Origin of the sequence: Rhizobium sp. Root708, assembly GCF_001429725.1 — a bacterium.
Classification (GTDB): domain Bacteria; phylum Pseudomonadota; class Alphaproteobacteria; order Rhizobiales; family Rhizobiaceae; genus Rhizobium.
In genome coordinates this window covers 43,863-68,629 of record NZ_LMHV01000004.1, presented here as the reverse complement: position 1 = coordinate 68,629, position 24,767 = coordinate 43,863, and the positions used below count along the sequence as shown (strand labels likewise).

Here is a 24,767-nt window from a genome sequence, read left to right as displayed (position 1 = left end):
CCTCACCGAAAAACTGGCGTCAGTTGCTCGCCGAAATTCTCCGGTCCGAGCGCTCCGTCTGTCATCAGCACGGCTCCAAGCCGTCCTATCTCGTCACTGGATTTGGCGGCAACGAAATTGCCGCCGGTCAGAACGGCAATGCGGGATGATGCCGTGAACCCGGCATAGGGATAAGCGGTTCTCGTGAAAGTCGCGACACAAGAAGCAGAGGTGATCGGGCGCCCTGCAAGGCCGGGCATCAGTGCTTGCGCGGTGGCGGCGATGATCTCGCGTTCGGAAAGATTGCCCTCGGAGCGGAACCATTCGCCAGCGGAATCAAGACTATCGAAGACCTGGGCTTCGGTGTCCCCGCCAAGCTTGAGATATGTCTTGCCGTCGGGATAACGGACCGGCGGAAGAATGTAGACGTGATCGTCATCGGTTTCGCCGAAGACGATAGTCGACGGCATGGATCCGAAGAGTTCCAGTTCGCGTTCGCCCAACTCGAAGAAGACGACAGTCCGTGCCGCCACGCGAACGTCGACAGGCAAAGGAAGCAGATTGTTGAAATTCGTGAATCCGCCGGCGGCCACGAGCACGCGCTCGGCACTGTAAGTCTTGCCGGTGACATCGACCTCGACGCACGAACCGACATCGCGGACGCCGGTCACCGTCGCATCGATAACGTCCACCCCGCCGGCCTGCGCGAGCGCTGTCTGCGCCCGCACCAATGCACGCGGATTGATATGACCGGCCCGCCTTCCCTGGAAAAACCCCTGGAAAGACCCGTCGATGTTGAATTGCGGGAAGCGCCCGTGCAGCGTAGCCGGATCCAGCGTCTCGACATCGAGATCGAGCGCGCCGGCGACATCAAGCGCCCGCCCAAGGTACCCCTCGCCGGCCCGTGGCTTCGGACCGGCAAACAGGCATCCGACTTCCGAAAAGAAAGAGATGCCGCTCCTTGCCTCGATATCGGCATAGCGATCGAGCGATCGATCTGCGAGCGTTGCCCAGACCATATTGTCGTCGAAGGTGCGCGTGATGCGCGCCTCGTCGTAATGGCTGGCGAAAACGCCGTGGTGACTCTTGCGGTCAGAGGGTTCGCCCGGACCGATCAGCGCAACGCCGTCGATCATCCCGGACAGATGGCGGGCCGCGGCCGCGCCCATCATACCCCGACCGATCACGATCACCTTGAAATCGACTGCCATGTCTCACCTCGTTCCGAGGTCAGATAGCACGCGCACCGCGTTGATTCATATTATTAAGTGCGCGCCGGAAGTGATTCACCGATAAGCGTTTCCGGACGTCAGTCCAGCATTGCCAGGACTTTGCCGCAGTAGGCCTTGGAGACCGGGTTCATGCGCGTGGCGCCATGGCCGGCATTGTACTTGAGGATGGTATCGCAAGTTTCGCCACCGCCGAGATGATGCGCGGCCGCGAGATACTTCATGCCATACTTGATGTTGGTATCGGGATCGAAGAGACCCTTCTTGGAGCCAGCGTAGCCCATCATCTTTGCCGTCGCCGGCTTGATCTGCATGAGGCCGATTTCACCGGCGCTGCCGCGTGCATTCGGATTGAAATTGCTCTCGACGCGGACGACCGCACGGGCAAGTTCTACAGGAACGTCATACTGCTTGGCATACTTGACGATGATGGCGGAGTATTTGCCCTTGGTATCGGTATTCGGAATAACCGCGCCTTTGCCCTTGGTTTCGATATTTGGAACCGCGAAGCCGGTGGTCCGGTTGACGGTCTTCAAAGGTAAGGTCTGCTTAGACTTGTTGCCCCAGTCGCCAGCAAAAGCGGAATTGAATCCCATCAGCAGTGTGCACGCGCACACCACAGCAGAAATAAACTTTCTCATGTAGTCTAATTACTCCGATCAAACGACTTTCCTGACGCAGTCAAAAGCATTGCGCAGAAAACTAGAAGATGAATTTCGGAACTCATCCTTGGTATTCGTCGTTGTTCAATTTTACGCCAGCTATATCACCCAAACTAAGCATCTGGCGCCGTTCAGCGAGCGGCTTTAGACCATCGCAATGAGGAGATAATAGGGAAATGATGTGGCAAGCCGCCGAACTCCCAAAATCTGGGGAGGTTCGGCGTTTCATAAGAGGCTTGCGATCAGGAGTAATGAGGCAACGCCGCCAGCAATCTGTGCAGCGTGTCGATCGTCGAAAAATCGGCTATTCCATCGACGCGCTGAGGGCGGAAATGGCGCTGAAACGCCTCAATCTCACCGGCCATCTTATCGGAAAATTCGCCTGTGATGTCAGTTCCGTAGCCGTAGAGTGACAGCATCGACTGCAGCGCCTCGATGGGCTGCCCACTATCGCCCCGTTGGAAAAATCTTCCACCGGTGATGCCGGCAGGCTCGACCCAGTGCCCGACACCAGCCCTAAAAAGCTCCGCCCATGGAAAATTTTCGCCCGGATCGAGCTTGCGCCGGGGCGCAATATCGGAGTGCCCAAGCACTCTTTCGGGCACAATTGACCAACGATTGCCACAATCGAGACACAATTCGATCACCGCATCGATCTGCGCCTGCGGATAGGCGGGCAACCCGCCGGGATGACCGGCATTGGCAATCTCGATCCCGATGGAACGTGAGTTGATATCGCTCTCGCCGCGCCAGATGCTCTTGCCGGCGTGCCACGCGCGCCGGCTTTCGGGAACGAGCTGCAGCACCTCGCCGTTTTCCCGCACGAAGTAATGGCTGGAGACCTGGCTTTCCTCGCGACAGAGCCAGTCGAGCGCCCCTTCGGAGGTCGGCATGCCCGTATAATGGAGAATGATCAGATCAGGTACGCGCGCATCGACGCGTTCGCCATGGTTCGGGGATGCCTGAACGATCGCCTTCTTGAAGTCAGCCTCGAACGAGGTCATGCGGCGCGACGTTCCTTCTCGATCGCTTCATAAGCGGCGTTCAGCGCCGCCATGCGTTCGTTCGCGATCGCATGGAACTCGGTCGGCACGCCGCGGGAGATCAACCGATCGGGATGATGCTCGCTGACCAGACCGTGATAGCGACGCCTGATCGTGCTGAAATCATCCGAAGGCGAAACCCCGAGCACCTTGTACGGATCGCGTCCCATGGAAACATGACGCGCCGCGATCCGGTCGAAGCGTTCTTCGCTCATATGGAAGATTTCGGCGACGTGCGCCAGGAACGCCATTTCCTTCTCATGGATCAGACCGTCGGCCTTGGCGATATGGAAGAGCCCGTCCAGGACCTCCTCGAGCACGGGGCAATTCGCGGCGCAGGTCACGCACAGCGTAGACAGGCGCTCGGCATAGGCTCCGTAACCGGCAACGTCCTGGCGCGCGAGATTATAAAGACGCGCGACGTTCGTCGCCTGATCCGGGGGAAACTCGAATATCTCGCGAAAGGCATTAACTTCCTTCTCGCTGACGATGCCGTCGGCTTTCGCCATCTTGGCTGACAACGCGATAATCGCAACGGAGAACGCGACCTTCCGGCGGGTCTCGGGGTCTCCCTCGAAAACCGTGCGGATTGCTTCAACGACCGCCGAAAGCGCATTCCCGGCAGTGTTGCCGATCGCGTTGAGCAATTTTTCCCAAAAGGACATCGAGGCCTCTCGCCTAATCAAAACAAATGTCACCTTGACCAAATAAAAGGCGGGTTTGCAAGGCGACGATTGGTCGTACCACCGAAAACACCTTTCACATTTCTGTACGGTCAGAACGCCCGAATGGTTTTCCGGCGGCATCGGAAAATCAACGAACGAGGCACGAAAGAGCGCCGCCGGATCCGATTTCCACAATAGTTCTTTTCGAGCAGCCTGCGCTTGAACCGATTATATCCGCTCTTCCCGCGTTGTTGTACCGTAAGCCGCCGGATACGGTCCGTTTTTCATGAAAACAACACTTTACAGCGCCCTTTCCCTGCCGCATCCATGCGTTACCTAAAGCACGCGGACGCGTTGAAATGGAAGGCGGAGGGATCATGGCCAAACAGAAAGTCGCAATGCTCACGGCTGGAGGCCTGGCACCATGTCTGTCATCCGCGGTTGGCGGTCTTATCGAGCGATATAGCGACGTCGCGCCTGATATCGAACTCATCGCCTACAAATCCGGATATCAGGGCGTTCTGCTCGGCGACAGCATCGCGATCACACCGCAGATGCGCGAAAAAGCCGCGCTGCTGCACCGCTACGGCGGCTCGCCGATCGGCAACAGCCGCGTGAAGCTGACCAACGCCGCCGACTGCGTGAAGCGCGGTCTGGTCAAGGAAGGCGAAAACCCACTTCGCGTCGCCGCCGAACGTCTCGCAAACGATGGCATTTCGATCCTGCATACGATCGGCGGTGACGATACGAACACGACAGCCGCTGATCTTGCTGCCTATCTTGCCGCCAACGGCTACAATCTCACCGTCGTCGGCCTTCCGAAGACGGTCGACAACGACGTCGTGCCGATCAAGCAGTCGCTTGGCGCCTGGACGGCAGCGGAAGTCGGCGCCCATTTCTTCGACAACGTCAGCAACGAGCAGACCGCGGCCCCGCGCACTCTTATTATCCACGAGGTCATGGGCCGCCATTGCGGCTGGCTGACGGCTGCGACGGCACGCGCCTACCTTCAGCGCAACCAGCATAACGAATATGTCGATGGCCTGATGACCAACGCTGGAATGAAGAGCATCAACGCGGTCTATCTGCCTGAGCTCGCGTTCGATCTGGAGAAGGAAGCTGCTCGCCTGAAGGAAGTCATGGATCGCACCGGATACGCCACGGTGTTCGTTTCCGAAGGCGCATGCCTCGATGCCATCGTCGCCGAGCGCGAGGCTGCCGGCGAAACCGTCAAGCGCGACGCATTCGGCCACGTGAAGATCGATACGATCAACGTCGGCGGCTGGTTCCAGAAGCAGTTTGCGAGCCTCCTCAACGCCGAACGCTCGCTCGTCCAGAAGTCGGGCTACTTCGCGCGCTCCGCGCCCGCCAACGCCGACGACCTGCGCCTTATCCAGAGCATGACCGACCTTGCCGTCGAGAGCGCCCTCAACAAGGTGTCGGGCGTGACCGGCCACGACGAGGGCCAGGGCGGCAAGCTTCGCACGATCGAGTTTCCCCGAATCAAGGGAGGCAAGCCTTTCGACGTATCCACGAAGTGGTTCGATGACGTGATGACGACGATCGGCCAGAAATACAAGGCAGCATGATTGACGCAAGGTAGATATGGTGTCTTTGCTTGTTTCTGAGGAATAGGAGGAGTCGTCATGTCGCTCGAAGCCTGGTTTGCTTTCGCTGCCGCATCCGCCATCATGCTTGCCATCCCGGGGCCGACGATATTGCTCGTCGTCTCCTATGCGATGGGCCATGGGCGGAAGACGGCATTTGCGACGGTAACCGGCGTAGCGCTCGGTGATTTCACCGCGATGACGGCCTCCCTCTTCGGACTGGGCGCGCTGCTTGCCACGTCGGCGGCGCTGTTCACGACCCTGAAATGGATCGGTGGAGCGTATCTGATATGGCTTGGCATCAAGCTGTGGCGCGCCCCGATCGTCTCCGGTCCGCTGGCTGACAACGACAATCTTCCTGAAGAGAAATCCCTCAAGATCTTTCTTCATGCCTATGTTGTGACCGCGCTCAATCCGAAGAGCATCGTCTTCTTCGTCGCCTTCGTTCCGCAGTTCCTCAATCCGGCCCTCCCCTTCGTCAACCAGATGCTCGTCATGGAGGCCACCTTCCTGGTGCTGGCCACCATCAACGCCTCGACGTATGCGCTCGCCGCACATGCCGCGCGCGGCCTCATTCGCAAGGCGAGCGTCCAGCGCGCCGTCAACCGCACGGGCGGCACTTTGCTGATCGCGGCAGGCGCCGTAACGGCCGGATATCGTCGAATTGCAGCGTGAATATTTTCGGCGGGTTGCCGAAAAGCAACGAATAGGTTAATTGGCAAATCAGGGCATAAGGTTCTTGGTAACTTTTGACGCTGCCGGGGCGGCGCGTTTCACGAAAGTGAGAGTATGGTAGCGAACGGATTTTCCGGCCTTAAACGCGGCCTCATCGTCTCTACGATGCTGTGCGGCGTGGCCACTGGATGCTCCAGCGTCGAATACACCTCACAGGCTGAATTGACCGCGGTACAGGTCGTCGTTCCGACGCCGCGCCCGGGCGAAGACGCAACCATGGCAGCCGTACCGGCCGCTGAAGGCGCGCAAGCCGCGACTGTTGCCGGTATCGACCAGCCCGCTCCTTCCGTCGCGACCGCAGCCATGCCTGCGACCGATGCCGCTCAGCAGGTCGAACCGGCCGCTTACGCACAAATTCCCCTGACACCTGAAATGACGGCCATTCAGTCCGTTGTCCCGACCCCGCGTCCGGGCACGCCGTCTCCGTCGACGCAGCTCGCCTTTGCGGCCACCCCGCAGAACGGCGCGGTCGCCGCGTTGTCGATCATCGACACGACACCGCATCCGATGATGGATTATGGCTTCGATACCTCGGGCCCGATGGATCCGCCGACCGCGCCTCCGATGTTCAGCGATGACGACACCGACGACGGCGCTCCCACGGTCGAAAAGAGCGAGATCACCAAGATCATCGAGAAGTATTCCAAGATCTACCAGGTTCCGGCCTCGCTGCTGCATCGCGTCGTCCATCGCGAAAGCCGGTACAATCCGAAGGCCTATAACAAGCGCGGATACTTTGGTCTCATGCAGATCAAGTACAACACTGCCAAATCGATGGGCTATGACGGCCAGCCGGCAGGTCTTTTCGACGCCGAAACCAACGTCAAGTATGCCGCAAAGTACCTGCGCGGCGCCTGGCTGGTATCGGACAGCAGCGAAGACGATGCCGTCCGCCTCTATGCTCGCGGCTATTATTACGATGCCAAGCGCAAGGGCATGAACGACGTTGCTCAGGGCAACTACTGACGTCTCCCTATCCAGCGGCGCCAGATAGCGCCGCCACGACCTCTTTCAGCAATGGTTGCGGCGTATAGTTGAACGCGCGTGGCGTAAGCCCGAGCCGAACGACGACCAGCTTGGCCGACGGAACGACGGCAATGCTCTGGCCGTCATGCCCCTCCATCCAGAACGCATCCGACGGAATGCCAATTGCCTCGTTGTCAGCGGCTCCCGGCAGCCGGACCCAGGTCTGCATCTGTGAATAGGCACCATCGGACGACCGCGTGCCTTGCCGCATCATTCCGACGAACCCCTCCGGCAGCAGTCTCTCGCCGTTCCAAACACCGTCCTGCAGGATGAATTGGCCGAATCGGGCCCAGTCCCTCGCGGTCGCATAGAGATAGGAGCCGCCGGAGAACGTGCCGCGGGCGTCGGTTTCGAACACGGCACTGGACATCCCCAACGGAGCGAAGAGCGCCTGGCGCGGGTAGTCGAGCGCTGCGCGCTGGTCGCCGATACGATCCATCCAGATCCTCGAGATGAGCACAGACGTGCCGCTTGAATAGTTGAAGGTCGTGCCGGGCTCGTACTTGCGCGAACGACCCGCCGGAAGCGCCGTCTGGTCGGGATCGAGATAAAGCATACGGGTCACGTCGGAGACGGCGCCGTAATTCTCGTTGAACCGCAGGCCGCTCTCCATGCCGAGAAGATTTGCGAGCGTGATCGCCGCCCGGTCGTCCCCGCTCCACTGCGGCAACAGCTTGGCTTCATCAAGCCGGATGCTTCCCTTCGACATCAGCGTGCCCAGGATCGCAGCATTCACCGTCTTGGTCATCGACCAGCCAAGCAGCGGCGTATTCGGGCCGAATCCGGCACCATAGGCCTCCGCGAGAATGCGCCCGTCATGGACCACGACCACCGCACGCATGTTCGGGCCGACAAGGTCCTGGCGGGTCAGCAATGCGGTGACGCTGCCGTCGGCTGTGGCGGCCACGTCATCGCCCGTCGGCCACGAGGCCGTGCTCGCCGCCTGAGACACGCCCGGTTCGTCAGGCAAGGCCTTTTGCGCAGCCGCAAAATTACCATCCGGAACCGTCGTGCAACCGAAAGCCCCGCGATACATCGCATAATTCGGTGCAAACAGCCCCAAAATGCGCGCCGCAACCCGCTTCTGCTCACGGTCGACGTCTACGCGAATGAGCCGCAGCAAGGGGTTTCCGGGCGCTTGCACATCATCGGCAAGCACTTCCTTCGGGTCCCGACCGGCAATGAACACGTTTGAGCACACAATCTTGGCCGCGTAGCCATCTCCGACCCGCAGCAGTTCCGGTGGCTTGAAGTGCAGCCATGCCGCACCCGCGACGACGGCAGCTCCGGCGAGAACCGCCAAGCTCCTGACGATACGCATCATAAACCCCATGACCGCCCCTCCACTCCAGCCGCTAGAGAAGCAGGAAAAAATCGACCGGGAAAGCCCCTTCCCCGAACACTTTCTGTGACTGCCATTTTCCGGCAACCAGGTCTCCCACAGGCTGCGTCATCAAACTGTAGCGCCCGCAGGCTAAACGCCCTGAACGCTAAAAGGGTGAAAGACTCACATGACGGAATTTGCACCGGATGCCGGCTTCCGCAAGAACCGGAAACTCAAGGCAGCTCTCCTCCGCCACAAGGCGCTTTCGAAGGACGGCTTGTCGGAGCGCCTGTTCGGCCTCCTGTTTTCTGGTCTCGTCTACCCGCAAATCTGGGAAGATCCCGATCTCGACATGGAAGCGATGGAACTGCAACCGCACCATCGCATCGTCACGATCGGCTCCGGCGGCTGCAACATGCTGGCCTACCTGTCGCAAAGCCCGGCATCGATCGATGTGGTCGACCTCAACCCTCACCACATCGCGCTGAACCGTCTCAAGCTCGGCGCTTTCAGCCATCTCCCCGCACATGCCGATCTGGTCCGATTCCTCGCGGTTCCCTACGAGGCCTCGAACAGCCAGGCATTCGACCGCTTTTTGGCCGCCAACCTCGACGACGCGACCCGTGACTACTGGAACGGGCGCAAGTACGGCCGCCGCCGGATCACGGTATTCGACAGAAACCTCTACAAGACCGGCCTGCTCGGACGTTTCATCGGTGCGGCGCACTTGCTGGCCCGCCTCCACGGCATCGACCTGACCGAGATGACGAAGACGCGCTCGCTGCGCGAACAACGGCAGTTCTTCGACGACAAGATCGCCCCGCTGTTCGAAAAGCCGGTCGTCCGCTGGATCACCAGCCAGAAGAGCTCGCTCTTCGGCCTTGGCATTCCGCCGCAGCAGTATGATGAGCTGGCAAGCCTGACGGCCGATAATTCGATCGCGCCTGTCCTGAGACACCGTCTCGAAAAGCTCGCCTGTCATTTCCCGATGCACGACAACTACTTCGCCTGGCAGGCATTCGGACGACGCTACGCGCCCAACGGTGAAGGCCCGCTGCCGACCTATCTGAAGGCGGAGCACTACGACGCCATTCGCGCCAATGTCGACCGCGTAAGCGTTCACCACGCGAGCTTCACCGAGCTGCTGTCTTCCGAACCGGCCGCATCGCGCGACCGATACGTCCTCCTCGACGCGCAGGACTGGATGACGGATCAGCAGTTGAACGACCTGTGGTCGGAAATCACCCGCACGGCCCGCGAAGGCGCACGCGTGATTTTCCGCACGGCAGCCGAAAAGAGCATCATCGAAGGCCGCCTCTCGCCTGCTATCCGCGAGCAGTGGACCTATCTCGAGGAACGTTCGCTGGCGCTGACCGCGCTTGACCGCTCGGCGATCTACGGCGGCTTCCATATCTATGGAAAAACCCCATGAGCGAAGCGGATACCGCAACAGCGGGCTCGGCCAACCACGCGGCCCTGATGGACGGCATGTATCGCTACCAGCGGCACATCTATGATCTCACGCGGAAATATTATCTGCTCGGTCGCGACCAGACCATCCGCGAGCTACATGTGCCAAGCGGCGGCAGCCTTCTCGAAGTTGCCTGCGGCACGGGACGCAACCTCGCTCTGGCACATCAACGTTACCGCAGCAGCAAGCTCTACGGCTTCGACATCTCCCAGGAAATGCTGATCTCGGCGCGCAACACGTTCGAGTCAAAGGGAGCCTCGGCCGAGTTCCGCGTAGCCGATGCAACGAATTTCACGCCGCGCGAATTCGGCGTGCCTGGATTTGACCGGATCCTGATCTCCTACGCATTGTCGATGATCCCTGACTGGGAGCGCGCCGTCGACGCGGCCCTCGCAGCGCTCAACCCCGGCGGGCAGCTTCACGTTGTCGATTTCGGGCAGCAGGAAGGCCTTCCTCGCTGGTTTCGCGCGATGCTGCAATCCTGGCTGACCAAGTTTCATGTGAGCCCGAGAGCCGATCTCCGCGGCATCCTGGAGGCCAAGGCGGCGGAGGATGGAGCAGCCTTTGTGTTCGGCACGATCGCCCGGGGCTATGCGTGGCGCGCAACGATTATTAAGGCGCGCTAATATTTTGCTTGAAACTAACCGAATTTTTACGTTGATATGATGAAAAGAGGGACATCTCTCTGCTGGACGCGTCTTTCACGAAGGTCAAGCTGTGGGGCAAAACGATCATTCGGTTCAACACGGAACATCCATGCGCCGGCTTCTGTCTTGCGTCTTGCCTTTGGCCATCATGTTGGCCGGCTGCACATCATCGGGTTATGATTACCTGCAGACTGCGTCGGTAAAGCCGAAGACGCGTTTTCAGGATACCGACCCGCAGGACTTCGGCCCGAAGCATCCCTTGCAAAATCCCGTCCACGGCATCGACATTTCCAAGTGGCAGGGCGACATCGACTGGCAGACTGTGCGCAACTCCGGCGTCTCCTTCGCCTTCATCAAGGCCACCGAGGGCAAGGATCGCGTCGATCCCCGTTTCAACGAGTATTGGCAGCAGGCCCGCGCCGTCGGCATCCCGCACGCGCCCTACCATTTCTACTATTTCTGCTCTTCCGCGGACGAGCAGGCTGATTGGTTCATTAGCAACGTTCCGAAGCAAGCGATGCGCCTTCCGCCGGTACTTGATGTCGAGTGGAACAGCGAATCGAAGACCTGCAGATATCGCCCCGATCCGGCAACCGTGCGCGCCGAACTTCAGCGCTTCATGGACCGGCTGGAGGCCTATTACGGAAAGCGCCCGATCATCTATACATCGGTCGACTTTCATCGCGACAATCTGAGCGGCTATTTCCAGGACTACCATTTCTGGGTTCGCTCCGTAGCGAAACATCCTGACGTGACCTATGCGGACCGTCGCTGGGCGTTCTGGCAATACACATCAACGGGTGTCATCCCAGGCATCAAGGGCCCTACTGACATCAATGTGTTCGCTGGTTCGACGAAGAACTGGCACAACTGGGTTGCTGCGGTTTCAAAAGACACGAATTCTTAGTAACGTCCCGTCGTTTTTCTTGCTTACGTCACAATCATTTGGGACATCGACAGCAATTTCCGCAACGACGAGGTTAAAATCATGCGCCGTACGCCTGCAAGCAGTTCTATGCTCGCTCTCCTGTTCACCGCGAGCCTGGCAACCGCCGCATCGGCGCAAACCGCTGACCCCAAGCCGGCTGCCGCTCAGCAGCCAGCCGTTGCCTGCGACGGCGATCTCCCGACGTTCCTCGCCGGCGTCAAATCCGAAGCAATCGCTGCCGGTGCAACCGCCGAAGCAGCGGACAAGGCTCTGGCCGGAGCCGAGATCGATCCCAAGGTCCTGAGCCGCGACCGCGCCCAGGGCGTCTTCAAGCAGACCTTCCTCGAATTTTCCCAGCGTACCGTAAGCCAGGCCCGCCTCGACATCGGCCGCCAGAAGATGAAGCAGTTTGCAGACGTCTTCGCGCGCGCCGAGCAGGAGTTCGGCGTGCCCGCAGGCGTCATCACTGCCTTCTGGGCGATGGAAACGGACTTCGGCGCCGTTCAGGGCGATTTCAACACCCGCAACGCCCTCGTCACGCTCGCGCACGATTGCCGTCGGCCGGAACTGTTCCGGCCGCAGTTGATCGCGCTCATCGAAATGGTCCAGCACGGCGACCTCGATCCGGCGACGAACACTGGCGCATGGGCCGGCGAAATCGGCCAGGTACAGATGCTGCCGCGCGATATCATCGCTTATGGTATGGACGGCGATGGCGACGGCCATGTCCGCCTGAAGCAGAGCGGTCCGGACGCGATCCTGACCGCGGCAAAGTTCATTCAGCACCTCGGCTTCCAGAAGGGACAGCCGTGGCTGCAGGAAGTCACGCTGCCAGACAGCCTTCCCTGGGAGAAGTCCGGCCTCGGCGGTTCCCTGACCGCCGGAGAATGGTTCGCGCTCGGCGTGAAGCCGCGCGATGGCAATACCGGTTTCGGCAACCTTCGCGGCGACCTCGTGCTGCCGCAGGGACGGCTCGGACCGGCATTCATTGCCTATCCGAATTTCCAGATTTATCTCGAGTGGAACAAGTCGTTCATCTACACGACCTCGGCCGCCTATTTCGGAACCCGCCTCTCCGGCTCGGAACCCTACCAGAAGGGAACGCCCGAGCAGGGTCTGTCGAACGACCAGATGAAGGCACTGCAGACCAAGCTGAACTCAATGGGACATGACGTTGGCCAGATCGACGGCATTCTCGGCTCCGGCACGCGCGTAGCCATCCAGAAGGAACAGCAGCGTCTCGGCATGCCGGCCGACGGTTGGGCGACACCTGCCCTGCTCGGCTCGCTCTAAGCCTTCTCAGATCACCTCCGTCAAAGCCGGCGACTCCCGGCTTTGACATCAAAAGCGGCCACAATCCCGCTTTTAGTGTTAACGGTGGATCGCCCTTTTTTACTTCACGTTAAAAAGTGTGAATAATTTTTTCGACCGGTTACCTCTTTTGTTTCATCAACTTAACCAAAAGAGACCTTGCTTTTCGTGACATTTTTGCCGCACCGCAGCACAAAAATCGCTTTTCAACCATCACAGTCCGGACATATTATCACCTCGTTAACGCGAGGAGAAAGACATGGGACTTACACGATCCTTGAATGTCCTTTTGATCGGTGCGGCGTTTCTTTTTGTTTTGTCGATGCTCTTTATATGACGCCTCGACGCACGAAGCGGACGAAACTGGATTTCTGACCACCTAACAAAAATAACGAAGGAATTAGAAAAGCCCATGACCCGGCCGGTCATGGGCTTTTCTAATTGAAGATGACTTTTGAAATGCTACGGCCTGCCCGCCACAGCTACCGGTAGCCGCCGCCGCGAGACCATTCGTCACGCAGCGGAGCGGACGAAGGGCCCGGTCATCCGCGCTGCCGCAGGCAACCGCACCGGCAGCTTGCGCATGATCTCCTCGGCGAAACAGAGCGCATTTTCCTTCGCCCGATCAAGGTTGCTCACCCGTGCCGGGTCGAGCGAATGCAGCGTGCCTCCGACGTCGAAGAGGTCACGGAAGGCCGAGCGCTCGATGATCGCCGTATCCAGAACCGGCACCTGCCGTTCGCTCAGCAGCGATTTGACCAGCGCGAGTGCGCGGGTGGTGACCATGGAGTTGACGCGCGTCAGGACGACGGAATGCCCGATCTTGATACCGGCCTTCTCGTCCAGGTATTGAAGCAACTCAAGCACCTGCGCACCGCCGCGAGCGTCCATCGCGCAGCCCTGGATCGGGATCAGCACGTGGTCGGAGAGGCCGATCGCGGTAGCGAGCAGCGGATTACGCGCGCCCGGAAGGTCTACGATGAAATAGTCGGTATTGTGCTTGTTCTCGGAAATATGCTGCGGCAGCGACGCCGAGGTGACGAAGTCGATCACCTCCACGTTGGGAACATGACCGGAAACTTCGTGCCAGCGCGTGATCCAGTGTTGCGGGTCAGCATCGAGAACCGTCACGCGATAGCCCTTATTGGCGAGCTCGGTCGCAAGCAGCAGTACAGCCGTTGTCTTGCCGGCGCCGCCCTTGGTGTTCGCAAATGTAATGACTGGCATGTTGGTCCTCGAGGGGAAAGTCGCGAGCCGCGCGATTGGCTCTTCAGCGCACCGTGGGAAGCATTGTGCGGTTAATGCATCCTTTCCGATCATGGTTAACAACTCCTAAACGCACCCTCCTCAGATTCAGCCGGCTATTCTCGCAGTCACCGTCGACAGCAAAGAAATAGCCCGGAAAGCAGGGCTTTCCGGGCTATTATTTTCCTGCCGGCTGGCGATCAGAAGCAATCCGCGAACAGCTGCTTGGTGTTCTCAAGCGTCATTGCAACCGGATTGCCGCCCGCGCTCGGGTCCTCGATCGCCATTGCGGACAATTCATCGATTCGATCCGGCTTGATTCCCATCGCCGAAAGGCTGTCCGGAACGCTAAGCTCGGAGCGAAGCTGCAGTACGTAGTCATAGAAGCCGTCGAAGCCGCCGGAGATGCCGAGATAGGCTGCCGCACGCGCGATCTTGTCTTCGATCACCGAACGGTTGAAGCGCAGCACCGCCGGCATCACGACGGCATTGGTCATGCCGTGATGGGTGTTATAGACGGCTCCAACAGGATGCGACAGCGCATGGATGGCGCCAAGCCCCTTCTGAAACGCGACGGCGCCCATGGCGGCGGCCGACATCATGTTGGCGCGGGCTTCGAGATCCGTGCCTTCTTTGTAGGCGCGCGGCAGGTATTCCTTGACGAGACGCATGCCCTCAAGCGCAATGCCCGCCGACATCGGATGATAAAAAGGCGAGGAATAGGCTTCCAGGCAATGCGCGAAGGCATCCATGCCGGTACCGGCGGTGATGATCTTCGGCATGCCAACCGTCAGTTCCGGATCGGCTATGACGACGCCCGGCAGGAACTTCGGATGGAAGATGATCTTCTTCACATGCGTCTGCGAGTTGGTGATGACGCTGGCGCGGCCTACTTCCGACCCTGTGCCCGCCGTCGTCGGCACCGCCACGATCGGCGCGATGCCCTCGACGGAGGCGCGCGTCCACCAGTCACCGATATCCTCGAAGTCCCACACGGGACGCGTCTGACCGGCCATGAAGGCCACGCACTTGCCGAGATCGAGGCCCGAGCCGCCACCGAAGGCAACGACCCCGTCATGGCCGCCATCCTTGAACGCCTTGACGCCGGCCTCGAGGTTCTTCTCGTTCGGGTTCGGATCGACATCTGCGAAGATCGCTCGGCCAAGTCCGGCCTCTTCCAGGATGTCGAGCGCGTTCGATGTGATCGCCATCGAGGCCAGGCCGCGATCGGTGATCAACAGCGGCTTCTTGATGCCGAGGCTCTTGCAGGCATCCGCCAGTTCCTTGATGCGGCCGCGGCCGAGCTTGAACGCGGTGGGATAGCTCCAGTTGGCAGTGATGTGCGCGCTCATGCTGTCACTTTCTTCAGATGGTAGGATTTCGGACGCGTCAGGTTCTGGAATCCGATGATCGACAGCGAGCCGCCACGGCCGGTTTCCTTGACGCCAGTCCAGCACAATGCAGGATCCAAATAGTCGGCGCGGTTCATGAACACGGTGCCGGTTTCGATCTCGCGACCAAGCCGCCCTGCCCGTTCGGCATCCTTCGTCCACAGCGAGGCCGTAAGGCCATATTGGCTGTCGTTCATCAAGGCGATGGCTTCGTCGTCGCTCTTCACCTTCATGATGCCGACCGCAGGGCCGAAGGTTTCTTCGCGCATGAAGACCATCGAGTGATCGACATTGACAAGGACCTGCGGAGCCAGATAGGCGCCGCCATCATCCTGCGGGAAGAGCTTGGGGTCGACCAGCGCCTTGGCGCCCTTCGAGACGGCATCGGCGATCTGCTCGCGCACCACCTTGGCGAAACGCTTGTTCGCCATCGGACCGAGCGACGTTTCCGGATCAAGCGGATTGCCAAGCTTGTAGTTCGAGACCCAGGCGACCGACTTCTCGACGAAGCTGTCATAGAGCGATTCATGCACATAGATGCGCTCGATACCGCAGCAGCACTGCCCGGAATTGTAGGTCGCGCCGTCCATCAGCGTATCGACGGCCGCATCAAGATCGGCGTCTTCCATGACGTAACCCGGATCCTTGCCGCCAAGCTCGAGGCCAAGACCGGTAAACGTGCCGGCCGCCGCACGCTCCATCGAGCGCCCGCCTTCGACCGAGCCGGTGAAGTTCACGAAGTTGAAGCTGCCGGCCGCAATCAGTGCCGACGTTGTCTCATGATCGAGGAAGATGTTCTGGAACACGTCCTCAGGAACGCCGGCCTCGACGAAGGCCTGAACCAGCCGTTCGCCGACGAGCAGCGTCTGCGACGCATGCTTCAAGACAACCGTATTGCCCGCCATCAGCGCCGGAGCGATCGTGTTGATCGCCGTCATGTAGGGATAGTTCCACGGCGCCACGACGAAGACCACGCCATGCGCCTCGCGCTCGATGCGGCGCTCGAACTTGTCGCTCTCTTCGACCACCAGCGGCGCCAGCGCATCGGCGGCGATCGAGGCCACGTAGTTGGAGCGCTCGTTGAAGCCCTTGTACTCGCCGCCGTAGCGGATCGGCCGGCCCATCTGCCAGGCAAGCTCGGGAACGACGACGTCGGACATCTCGTTCAGCCGCGCAGCACCCTTCAGCACCAGCTGGACGCGGTCTTCAAGCGGCCGCTTCGCCCAGGACTTCTGCGCCTTGCGAGCGCGCGCCACGACGTCCTTCGCCGCCTCCAGCGACAGTGCCGAACGCTCGGCGTAAACCGATCCGTCGATCGGCGAAATGCATTGGATCATTCCCATGATCATCTTCCTATGTTTTCGCGTGCCGAAGCCGGCCGCCGCCCACAAACAATCCCGCAAGATATGGAGATCGTATGACAGGACGCCGTCCGGCCGTTGCTACGCCTATTATGCTCTTTCGAAACCGCGCGCCACTTCCCAGTCGGTGATGCGACGATCGTACTCTTCCTGCTCCCATTCGGCAGCACGCGTGTAGTGATCGATGACGTCGTCGCCGAAGGCGCTGCGAAGCATCTTCGATTTCGTCATCGTGGCGGTCGCAGCGCGCAGCGTGCGCGGGATTTCACGAACCTTGCGTGCGCCATAGGCGTCACCGACGAACGGCGCTTCGAGTTCCATCTTGTTCTCGATACCGTCGATGCCTGCGGCGAGCAGTGCCGCAAAGGCGAGATAGGGATTGAGGTCCGAGCCGCCGACGCGGCATTCGATGCGGATCGCCTTGGTGCCGTCACCGCAGAGGCGATAGCCGGCCGTGCGGTTGTCCTTGCTCCAGATCGCCTTGGTCGGCGCGAATGTGCCGGCCATGAAGCGCTTGTAGGAGTTGATGTAGGGCGCCAGGAAATAGGTGATCTCGCTCGCATGCGCGAGCAGCCCGGCAATGTAGTTTTCCATCAGCGGTGACATGCCGTACTTGCCCTTGTCGTCAGCAAACAGCGGCGTCTTGCCATCAGCGCTCCACAGCGACTGGTGAATGTGCGACGAGCTGCCGGCGGCGTTGTAGTGCCACTTCGCGAGGAAGGTGATGGCCTTGCCCTTTGACCAGGCAATTTCCTTGCAGCCGTTCTTGATGATCGCGTGCCGGTCCGCCATCGTTAGCGCGTCGGCGTAGCGCACGTTGATTTCCTCCTGGCCGGCGGATGCCTCACCCTTGGAGTTCTCCACCGGAATAGCGGCGCCCTGCAGCCCGGTGCGGATCGCCCGCATCACCTCTTCTTCCTTGGTGGTCTGGAAGATGTGGTAATCCTCGTTATAGGCGCTGGCGAGCTTGAGGTTGCGATAGCCGGAGGCGTGGGCCGATTCGTAGGTCTGGTCGAACAGGAAGAACTCGAGCTCGGAGGCCATGAAGGCCTTCATGCCCATGACTTCCAGCCGCTTGACCTGTTTCTTCAGGATGGCGCGCGGCGAGTGCGGCACTTCCTCATGCGTATGATGGTCGAGCAGGTCGCAGAGCACCAGCGCCGTTCCTTCGAGCCACGGAATGCGGCGCAGCGTCGAAAGATCGGGCTTCATCGTGTAGTCGCCGTAGCCCTTTTCCCAGCTGGTCGCCTTGTAGCCGGAGACGGTTTCCATCTCCATGTCGGTAGCGACGAGATAGTTGCAGCTATGCGTTTCCTTCCATGCGCTCTCGAGGAAGTATTCGGCCTGGAAACGCTTGCCCATCAAGCGACCCTGCATGTCCACCTGGCATGCTAGGACCGTGTCGATGCGGCCGTCGGCAACATCCTGCTTGAGATCGTCGAGAGTATAGATGCTCATATTGAATCCGCCTGAACCTGGAACTGAAAAATCGGGGCAACGAAAGGGCATGCCGTGAAACGGACGCGCCGCATCTGATGCGTTTTCGTTGAGCCGGGAAACGGGGCCGCCAAGGCGGCCCCGCCGTTAAAGAGGGAAGTCGAAACCTCAGCTTTCGCCGACAGCCTTTTCGGCAGCCGCAATCTCGGCCTGACGACGTGCCACTTCTTCGCCGATCGGCGGTCCCTTGAAGCGGCGGCTTTCGAAGCCGAACCACACGATCGCGGTCAGCACGAGGAAGCCGACCGTGACATAGAGTGCCGGACCGTTCGGTGGCTGAACGCCGAGAACGAAGATCAGGATCATCGCCAGGATCGTAAGCACGGAGAACAGCTTGTACATGCCCTCGCCGATGTTCCACGGCCCCATCTTGTCCCACTTCGACGTTCCCCAGGCGAAGAGGCCGAGCGTGATCGGGATCGCGAAGGAGAAGAACAGGAAGATGACCGTGCAGGACACAACGATCGTATAAACCGGCGTATCACCGATCGAAACGAGCGACGAACCCCAGACGAAGAGCACCGAGAGGATCGATCCGGTCCAGATCGCCGCAACCGGCGTGCGGTACTTCGGGCTGACCTTTGCGAGCGCCTTGGAGGCCGGCAGGCCGCCGTCACGCGAGAAGGCGAAGATCATGCGCGAGACCGACGTCACGGTCGCAAGGCCGCACAGCCATTGGCTGACGAGGATCGCGAAGTAGAGCAGATCCTTGACGACAGGATTGACCTGGCTGTCCATCGCCCAGAAGAACACGTTCCAGCCCTGCTTGGCGGCGTCGTCCATGTTCGGCAGCATGAGGACGAACGAGCAAAGCATGATGTAGCCGAACAGCGCCGACCAGAGAACGGAGGACACCATGCCGCGCGGAACAGAATGGGCAGCCTTGACCGTTTCTTCGGACGTATGCGCCGAAGCATCATAGCCGGTGATTGTGTAGATCGGCAGTAGCAGGCCGAGCAGGAAGACCCAGGCACCCGACGTTGCCGGCCAGACATTACCGCCCGCTTCGCCGGAATAGTTGGCGAAGGTGAAGAGGCGAGCGATGTCGTAGGACGGCGCGGCCATGAGGCATACCGCCGACAGAACGATCGCCGTTGCGAAGATCAGGTAGCCCGAGAAGTCGGTAAGCTTCGCGGTCAGACCGATGCCCATGTGGTTCACAAGCGCCTGCGCGCCGGTGATGATCACCAGGAACAGGATGCGAACCAACGTGGTGTCCGTCAGGCCGAAATAGGTCGTGCCGAAGGAGCCCATGAAGAAGTAGTAGGTACCGACGTTGATCGCGCCGAGAACCGTGACGAGACCGAGCAGGTTGAACCACGCGGTCAGCCAGCCGGTGAAGCGGTTGCCGAGGATCGACCCCCAGTGATAGAGGCCGCCGGCCGTCGGATAGGCCGAGCTGATCTGCGCCATGGCGACGGCGAACACCAGCGAAACGAAGCAGCCGATCGGCCAGCCGATGCCGATGGCAGCACCACCGGCACCGGCTGTTGCCTGTGCCAGTGAGTTGATGCCGCCGGAGAGAATGCAAATGATGGAAAACGAGACGGCAAAATTCGAGAACGAGCTCATGCGTCGTTCCAGCTCCTGGGCATAGCCCATGGAGTGCAGGATGTGCACATCCTGCTTTTTGTCGAGTTCCGAGTAATCGGACATGACTTCCCCCTGTTTAGCGATCGACCGCGGGATTGCGGTTGATCATCCAGTGCCAAAGTGCCCGCGACGTGTGCGCCTACGAGCGGATCGCAGTTAGACTGCTCCCTGGGGTCTTTTTCTTTGTTGTCAGGCGTCCAGGCTGTGCCGGAGAAGCCCTGTCAGATAGCCGGCCATGACCCCTTGACCGTCTTGATCTGAGATGAGGTCGTTGCGGACCTCGATCATTACATTGCGGAGCCCGTTCGAAAGCCCATGCAGAACAAGCGTGTGGGTCACGCCATCCGCGGGGCCATAGGGCTCGTTGCGTTCGATTTTATAAAGGGACGAACCAGCCGACGCGGCGTTCAAAACGCTGTCGGCAAGACGGCTGTCGTCATCATGCAATATGCCGATTTCCACGGCACGCGTCTTGCCGTGGTAAACAGGAGTGAAGCTATGGACCGTTGCAATCACCGTATCCTGCCCCCTCGCCTTGCGTTCGCGAATCAGTTCGCGAATGGCGTCGTGAAAAGGGACATACAACGCTTCGGTGCGCGCGACGCGTTCTTCTGCGCTGAGATGGGCATTGCCCGGAATTTCGAAGACTTCGCTCTTCTCCGGCATGGCGCCCGGCGACTCCGGCGGCCTGTTGCAATCATAGATCAGTCGCGAAAACCGCTGGTAGACAAGCGTCGCATCAAGAGCTTCGGAAATTCCGCGCGCCACGGCCAGCGCGCCCGGATCCCACGCGATGTGGCTTTCCAACGCCTCGCGGGAGAGGCCGAGCGTTCCGAACTGCTCCGGCAGCAATCGGGACGCATGCTCGCAGATCACCAGCAACGGGCTCGTGCCGTTCGGTCGCTCGACCGAAACGCATGCACCTTCCGCTTCGCTTAGGACCTTGAACTGAGCAGCCACCACAGGCGCGTCCCGATCATTAATAAAGAATGTATAAGAAAAGAATTCTTCAGGTTTCGGCTACTGTCAAGCGCAGGCTGAAAATTTCTTTTCATGACAGTGGTTGACATGGATTGTGACAGCGTTGTTAACTTTCAGTGGGAAAGTGGCACAAGACCAATCCCGGGGAGCAAGATCGCGTGACCGCTGCGTCGAAGACAGTTTCGGACGTAATCCATTCGCATTTCGGCAAGCTGACGCGCGCCGAGAAGCAGCTGGCTGAAAGTCTGCTGGATAACTACCCAGTCTCGGGACTGGGGAGCATCACGACGATCGCCGAGAACGCCGGCGTGTCGACGCCGACGGTCGTTCGCATGGTGCAGAAACTCGGCTTCAAGGGCTATCCGGATTTTCAGTCCCACCTTCATCAGGAGGTAGAGGCGACCATCTCGAACCCTATCGCCAAACATGACCGATGGGCCTCCAACGCGCCCGGCACGCACATTCTCAACCGCTTCGCCGATGCGATCATGGGCAATCTGCGCCAGACGCTGAGCGCGCTCGATACCGCGACCTTCGACAGCGTCGCCTCGCTCCTTTCGGACCGCAAGCGCGGCCTCTATTTTGTCGGCGGACGCATCACCGGTGCGCTGGCCGAGTATTTCTTTACACATATGCAGGTCATCAGGCCGAACACTGCGCTGCTGTCGTCCAATTCGAGCAGCTGGCCGCAATATGTACTCAACATGAATCCCGGCGATCTTCTCGTCATTTTCGACATCAGGCGCTACGAGCAGGAGATGGTCAGCCTCGCGACCGCGGCACGCAAGCGCGGCGCCGAAATCGTCGTCTTCACCGACCAATGGGGATCGCCTGCCGCCAAGCTCGCCCGCCACACCTTTCGTGTGCAGATCGAGGCGCCGTCGGCCTGGGACTCGTCCGTCGTCACCCTTTTCATCGTCGAAGCCCTGATCGAAGCCGTTCAGAGCTCGACCTGGGACGAGACGAAAGAACGCATGAAAACCCTGGAGGGCCTGTTTGAACAAACCAGGCTATTCCGCAAACTCAGTTAGGAGGGAAAATACGACAGTGAGATGACGTGCGGCGCTTGAGCGAACGACGTGTCGCAATTGAAACACCGCCGCCAACTGCCTGCTATACAAAGAAAAAATAAGGTCATCAAACCGTCACGAAAGCTTCACGTAACGTCAGTAACAGCATCGTCGGACACTGAAACCCGAAGGAGAACAACAGTGATCTCTAATATTTCAAGAATACTTTCGCTTTCTACTGCAATTGTTGTTGCTTCGACTGCAATCGCAGCCGCTGAACCAAGCGCTGAACTCATTGCTGCCGCCAAGAAGGAAGGCACGCTGACGACCATCGCGCTTCCGCACGACTGGTGCGGCTACGGCGACGTTATCGCCGGCTTCAAGGCGAAGTATGGCATCGAAGTCAACGAACTGAACCCGGACGCTGGCTCGGGCGACGAAATCGAAGCCATCAAGGCCAACAAGGGCAACACCGGCCCGCAGGCTCCTGACGTGATCGACGTTGGTCTCTCCTTCGGCCCGTCCGCCAAGGCTGACGGCCTGATCCAGCCTTACAAGGTTTCGACCTGGGATTCGATCCCTGACAGCGCCAAGGATGCCGACGGCTTCTGGTACGGCGACTACTACGGCGTTCTCTCCTTCGTGGTGAACACCGACATCGTCAAGGAAGTCCCGAAGGACTGGGCCGACCTGAAGAAGTCCGACTACGCCAACAGCATCGCTCTCGCCGGCGACCCGCGCGCTTCGAACCAGGCTGTCCAGGCAGTTTACGCAGCCGGTATCGCATCTGGCGAAAAGGATGCGACCAAGGCTGGTGAAGCCGGTCTCGCTTACTTCGCTGAGCTCAACAAGGCCGGCAATCTGGTTCCTGTTATCGGCAAGTCCGCTTCGCTGGCACAGGGCTCCACGCCGATCGTCATCGCATGGGACTACAACGGCCTGTCCTGGCGCGACACGCTGAAGGGCAACCCGCCGGTTGAAGTCGTCGTTCCGGCATCGGGCGTCAACGCTGGCGTCTACGTCCAGGCGATCTCCGCTTTCGCTCCGCATCCGAACGCTGCGAAGCTCTGGATGGAATACCTGTACTCGGACGAAGGTCAGCTTGGCTGGCTGAAGGGCTATTGCCACCCGATCCGCTTCAACGATCTGGCGAAGAACAAGAAGATCCCGCAGGCTATGCTCGACAAGCTGCCGCCGGCCGCTGCCTATGAAAAGGCCGTGTTCCCGACGCTCGACGAACAGGCTGCAGGCAAGACCGCTATCACCACGAAGTGGGACAGCGTCGTTGGCGCCAACGTCAAGTAATCTTTGACGCAAGGCCTCTCCGCCCCCGTGGCGGAGAGGTTTCGTTTTTCATTGCCCGATAAGGCTGTCGTTTATGAGCACTGTTTCAACATCCGTGGTTCCGGCCGCGCCCATGATAAATCGCGACAGGGTCATAGACTGGCTCGGCATCGCACCCTTTATGATATTCGCGCTGCTGTTCCTTATCGTACCGACGCTTTATCTCGTCGCCGGCGCGTTTCTGACGCCGGAAGGCAACCTGACGCTCAAGAACATCGCCGACCTGTTCACGCCGACGATCCTCAGCGCCTACTGGATCAGCATCAAGGTCTCGGTGGCGTCGGCTCTCGGTGGCGCGCTGATCGGCTTCTTTCTCGCCTGGGCCGTCGTGCTCGGCGGCCTGCCCGGCTGGGTGCGCTCCGGCCTCCTGACGTTCTCCGGCGTCGCCTCGAATTTCGCCGGCGTGCCGCTGGCTTTCGCCTTTCTCTCCACGCTCGGTCGCACCGGTCTTGTCACCGTCCTGATGCGTGACTGGTTCGGCTTCAATCTCTACTCTACCGGCTTCAACCTGCTGAGCTTCTTCGGGCTCACCCTCACCTACATGTACTTCCAGATCCCGCTGATGGTGCTGATCCTGACGCCGGCGCTCGACGGCATGAAGAAGGAGTGGAAGGAAGCCGCATCGATCCTCGGCGCCACCAATGGTCAATACTGGCGAATGGTCGCATTCCCGATCCTCTGGCCGAGCCTGATGGGCACGACGCTGCTTCTGTTCGCGAATGCCTTCGGCGCCATCGCCACGGCCTACGCTCTGACCGGCAGCTCGCTCAATATCGTGCCGATCCTGCTCTATGCGCAGATCCGCGGCGACGTTCTTCACAACGCCAACCTCGGTTACGCCTTGGCGCTCGGCATGATCGTCATCACCGGTCTGTCCAACCTCGTCTACATCCTGCTGCGCATGCGCGCTGAACGGTGGCAAAAATGAAGACTTCACGCCTTGGAGCCTGGATCGCCATAGCGATCGGCGCGACTTACTTCCTGCTGCCGCTCATTGCCACGATCGAGTTTTCGCTGCGCATGCGCCGCGGTGCCTACAGCTTCGACGCCTACGCATCGGTCTTTTCCGAGGTGCAGTTTCGCGAGACCTTCGGCTATTCGATGATGATGGCGCTTCTGACCATCGTCTTCGGCATGCTGCTCGTCGTGCCGACCGCCTATTGGGTCCGCCTGCGCCTGCCGCAGATCCGCCCTGTGGTCGAGTTCATCACGCTGCTGCCGCTGGTCATCCCGGCGATCGTCATCGTCTTCGGCTACCTCAGAATGTACAACTCGTCCTCGATCCTGCCGCTGACGGGCTCGACCTCGGGCACCAACGTACTGCTCGTCTTCTCCTACATCACGCTGTCGCTGCCCTACATGTACCGCGCCGTCGACACGGCGATGCGCGCGATCGATGTCCGCACTCTGACCGAGGCGGCCGAAAGCCTCGGCGCGAGCTGGACGACCATCATGTTCAAGTGCATCTTCCCGAACGTCATGAGCGGCGTTCTCTCCGGCGCCTTCATCACGCTTGCGATCGTCATGGGCGAATTCACCATGGCCGCTTTGCTCAATCGTCCGGCCTTCGGCCCCTACCTGCAGCTGGTCGGAGCCAACCGTGCCTACGAGCCGTCGGCACTGGCGGTTATCGCCTTCTCGATCACCTGGCTCAGCATGGGCCTTCTCAATCTCGCCTCCCGCTTCCACCGGGCCGCTCCGGCCAAGTCGTAAGGTAT

General features: G+C 60.0%; 22 protein-coding genes. 11 read left to right on the top strand and 11 right to left on the bottom strand.

The window, feature by feature from the left end; all coding sequences use genetic code 11:
- Positions 1–2: 2 nt before the first annotated feature.
- From ASE04_RS04420 to ASE04_RS04405, 4 genes are all read right to left on the bottom strand, one after another.
- Complete coding sequence (locus tag ASE04_RS04420; protein WP_056812611.1) at positions 3–1,190, bottom strand: NAD(P)/FAD-dependent oxidoreductase; 1,188 nt, start codon at positions 1,188–1,190, stop codon at positions 3–5.
- 98 nt (positions 1,191–1,288) lie between these two features.
- Positions 1,289–1,849, bottom strand: a complete 561-nt coding sequence (locus ASE04_RS04415; RefSeq protein WP_056812607.1) for a lytic transglycosylase domain-containing protein — start codon at positions 1,847–1,849, stop codon at positions 1,289–1,291.
- A 263-nt stretch (positions 1,850–2,112) separates the two neighbouring features.
- Complete coding sequence (locus ASE04_RS04410; RefSeq protein WP_056812605.1) at positions 2,113–2,874, bottom strand: N-acetylmuramoyl-L-alanine amidase; 762 nt, start codon at positions 2,872–2,874, stop codon at positions 2,113–2,115.
- Entirely contained in the window at positions 2,871–3,578 is a 708-nt protein-coding gene (locus ASE04_RS04405) for a J domain-containing protein (protein WP_056813136.1), read from the bottom strand. Before ASE04_RS04405 ends, ASE04_RS04410 begins: the two co-directional genes overlap by 4 nt.
- A 377-nt stretch (positions 3,579–3,955) precedes the next feature.
- Between ASE04_RS04405 and ASE04_RS04400 the strand changes: the two genes are divergently transcribed.
- From ASE04_RS04400 to ASE04_RS04390, 3 genes are all read left to right on the top strand, one after another.
- Positions 3,956–5,167 (top strand): pyrophosphate--fructose-6-phosphate 1-phosphotransferase, encoded by a 1,212-nt coding sequence (locus ASE04_RS04400; RefSeq protein ID WP_056812602.1) that lies wholly within the window; start codon positions 3,956–3,958, stop codon positions 5,165–5,167.
- 57 nt (positions 5,168–5,224) lie between these two features.
- Positions 5,225–5,860, top strand: coding sequence for a LysE family translocator (locus ASE04_RS04395; RefSeq protein WP_056812600.1), 636 nt, complete (start codon positions 5,225–5,227; stop codon positions 5,858–5,860).
- A gap of 114 nt (positions 5,861–5,974) precedes the next feature.
- Positions 5,975–6,886, top strand: a complete 912-nt coding sequence (locus ASE04_RS04390; RefSeq protein WP_056812598.1) for a lytic transglycosylase domain-containing protein — start codon at positions 5,975–5,977, stop codon at positions 6,884–6,886.
- Between the two features lie 7 nt (positions 6,887–6,893).
- On the opposite strand, the gene ASE04_RS04385 is transcribed toward ASE04_RS04390, so the two are convergent.
- A complete protein-coding gene (locus tag ASE04_RS04385) occupies positions 6,894–8,279 on the bottom strand; it encodes a serine hydrolase domain-containing protein (protein WP_056812595.1) in 1,386 nt (461 codons plus the stop codon).
- A gap of 178 nt (positions 8,280–8,457) precedes the next feature.
- Between ASE04_RS04385 and ASE04_RS04380 the strand changes: the two genes are divergently transcribed.
- From ASE04_RS04380 to ASE04_RS04365, 4 genes are all read left to right on the top strand, one after another.
- Positions 8,458–9,702, top strand: coding sequence for a DUF3419 family protein (locus ASE04_RS04380; protein ID WP_056812593.1), 1,245 nt, complete (start codon positions 8,458–8,460; stop codon positions 9,700–9,702).
- Positions 9,699–10,367, top strand: coding sequence for a class I SAM-dependent methyltransferase (locus ASE04_RS04375; protein ID WP_056812590.1), 669 nt, complete (start codon positions 9,699–9,701; stop codon positions 10,365–10,367). Before ASE04_RS04380 ends, ASE04_RS04375 begins: the two co-directional genes overlap by 4 nt.
- 130 nt (positions 10,368–10,497) lie before the next feature.
- Positions 10,498–11,295 (top strand): glycoside hydrolase family 25 protein, encoded by a 798-nt coding sequence (locus ASE04_RS04370; protein ID WP_056812586.1) that lies wholly within the window; start codon positions 10,498–10,500, stop codon positions 11,293–11,295.
- An 81-nt stretch (positions 11,296–11,376) separates the two neighbouring features.
- Complete coding sequence (locus tag ASE04_RS04365; protein WP_056812579.1) at positions 11,377–12,609, top strand: lytic murein transglycosylase; 1,233 nt, start codon at positions 11,377–11,379, stop codon at positions 12,607–12,609.
- Between the two features lie 531 nt (positions 12,610–13,140).
- Here the strand turns inward: ASE04_RS04365 and ASE04_RS04360 are convergent.
- The 6 genes from ASE04_RS04360 to ASE04_RS04335 all read right to left on the bottom strand — a co-directional run bounded on the left by ASE04_RS04360 (position 13,141) and on the right by ASE04_RS04335 (position 20,677).
- The gene (locus ASE04_RS04360; protein WP_056812576.1) at positions 13,141–13,854 is read right to left on the bottom strand and encodes a ParA family protein; all 714 of its coding nucleotides are present in this window, start codon (positions 13,852–13,854) and stop codon (positions 13,141–13,143) included.
- Positions 13,855–14,072: 218 nt separating this feature from the next.
- Positions 14,073–15,224, bottom strand: coding sequence for an iron-containing alcohol dehydrogenase (locus tag ASE04_RS04355; RefSeq protein WP_056812572.1), 1,152 nt, complete (start codon positions 15,222–15,224; stop codon positions 14,073–14,075).
- Entirely contained in the window at positions 15,221–16,606 is a 1,386-nt protein-coding gene (locus tag ASE04_RS04350; protein WP_056812569.1) for an aldehyde dehydrogenase family protein, read from the bottom strand. The genes ASE04_RS04355 and ASE04_RS04350 overlap by 4 nt, the downstream gene beginning before the upstream one ends.
- 108 nt (positions 16,607–16,714) lie before the next feature.
- Positions 16,715–18,082: a glutamine synthetase family protein gene (locus ASE04_RS04345; protein WP_056812565.1), complete on the bottom strand. Its 1,368-nt coding sequence runs from the start codon at positions 18,080–18,082 to the stop codon at positions 16,715–16,717.
- A 147-nt stretch (positions 18,083–18,229) separates the two neighbouring features.
- A complete protein-coding gene (locus ASE04_RS04340; RefSeq protein WP_056812559.1) occupies positions 18,230–19,777 on the bottom strand; it encodes an amino acid permease in 1,548 nt (515 codons plus the stop codon).
- Between the two features lie 126 nt (positions 19,778–19,903).
- Positions 19,904–20,677, bottom strand: coding sequence for an N-formylglutamate amidohydrolase (locus tag ASE04_RS04335; protein ID WP_056812557.1), 774 nt, complete (start codon positions 20,675–20,677; stop codon positions 19,904–19,906).
- 176 nt (positions 20,678–20,853) lie between these two features.
- Here ASE04_RS04335 and ASE04_RS04330 point away from each other — a divergent pair, with 176 nt between their 5' ends.
- From ASE04_RS04330 to ASE04_RS04315, 4 genes are all read left to right on the top strand, one after another.
- Positions 20,854–21,726: a MurR/RpiR family transcriptional regulator gene (locus ASE04_RS04330; RefSeq protein WP_056812554.1), complete on the top strand. Its 873-nt coding sequence runs from the start codon at positions 20,854–20,856 to the stop codon at positions 21,724–21,726.
- A gap of 180 nt (positions 21,727–21,906) precedes the next feature.
- A complete protein-coding gene (locus tag ASE04_RS04325; protein WP_056812551.1) occupies positions 21,907–23,010 on the top strand; it encodes an ABC transporter substrate-binding protein in 1,104 nt (367 codons plus the stop codon).
- Positions 23,011–23,083: 73 nt separating this feature from the next.
- Entirely contained in the window at positions 23,084–23,977 is an 894-nt protein-coding gene (locus ASE04_RS04320; RefSeq protein WP_056812549.1) for an ABC transporter permease, read from the top strand.
- On the top strand, positions 23,974–24,762 hold the full coding sequence (locus ASE04_RS04315; RefSeq protein ID WP_056812544.1) for an ABC transporter permease: 789 nt from the start codon (positions 23,974–23,976) through the stop codon (positions 24,760–24,762). Before ASE04_RS04320 ends, ASE04_RS04315 begins: the two co-directional genes overlap by 4 nt.
- The last annotated feature ends 5 nt before the right edge of the window (positions 24,763–24,767 follow it).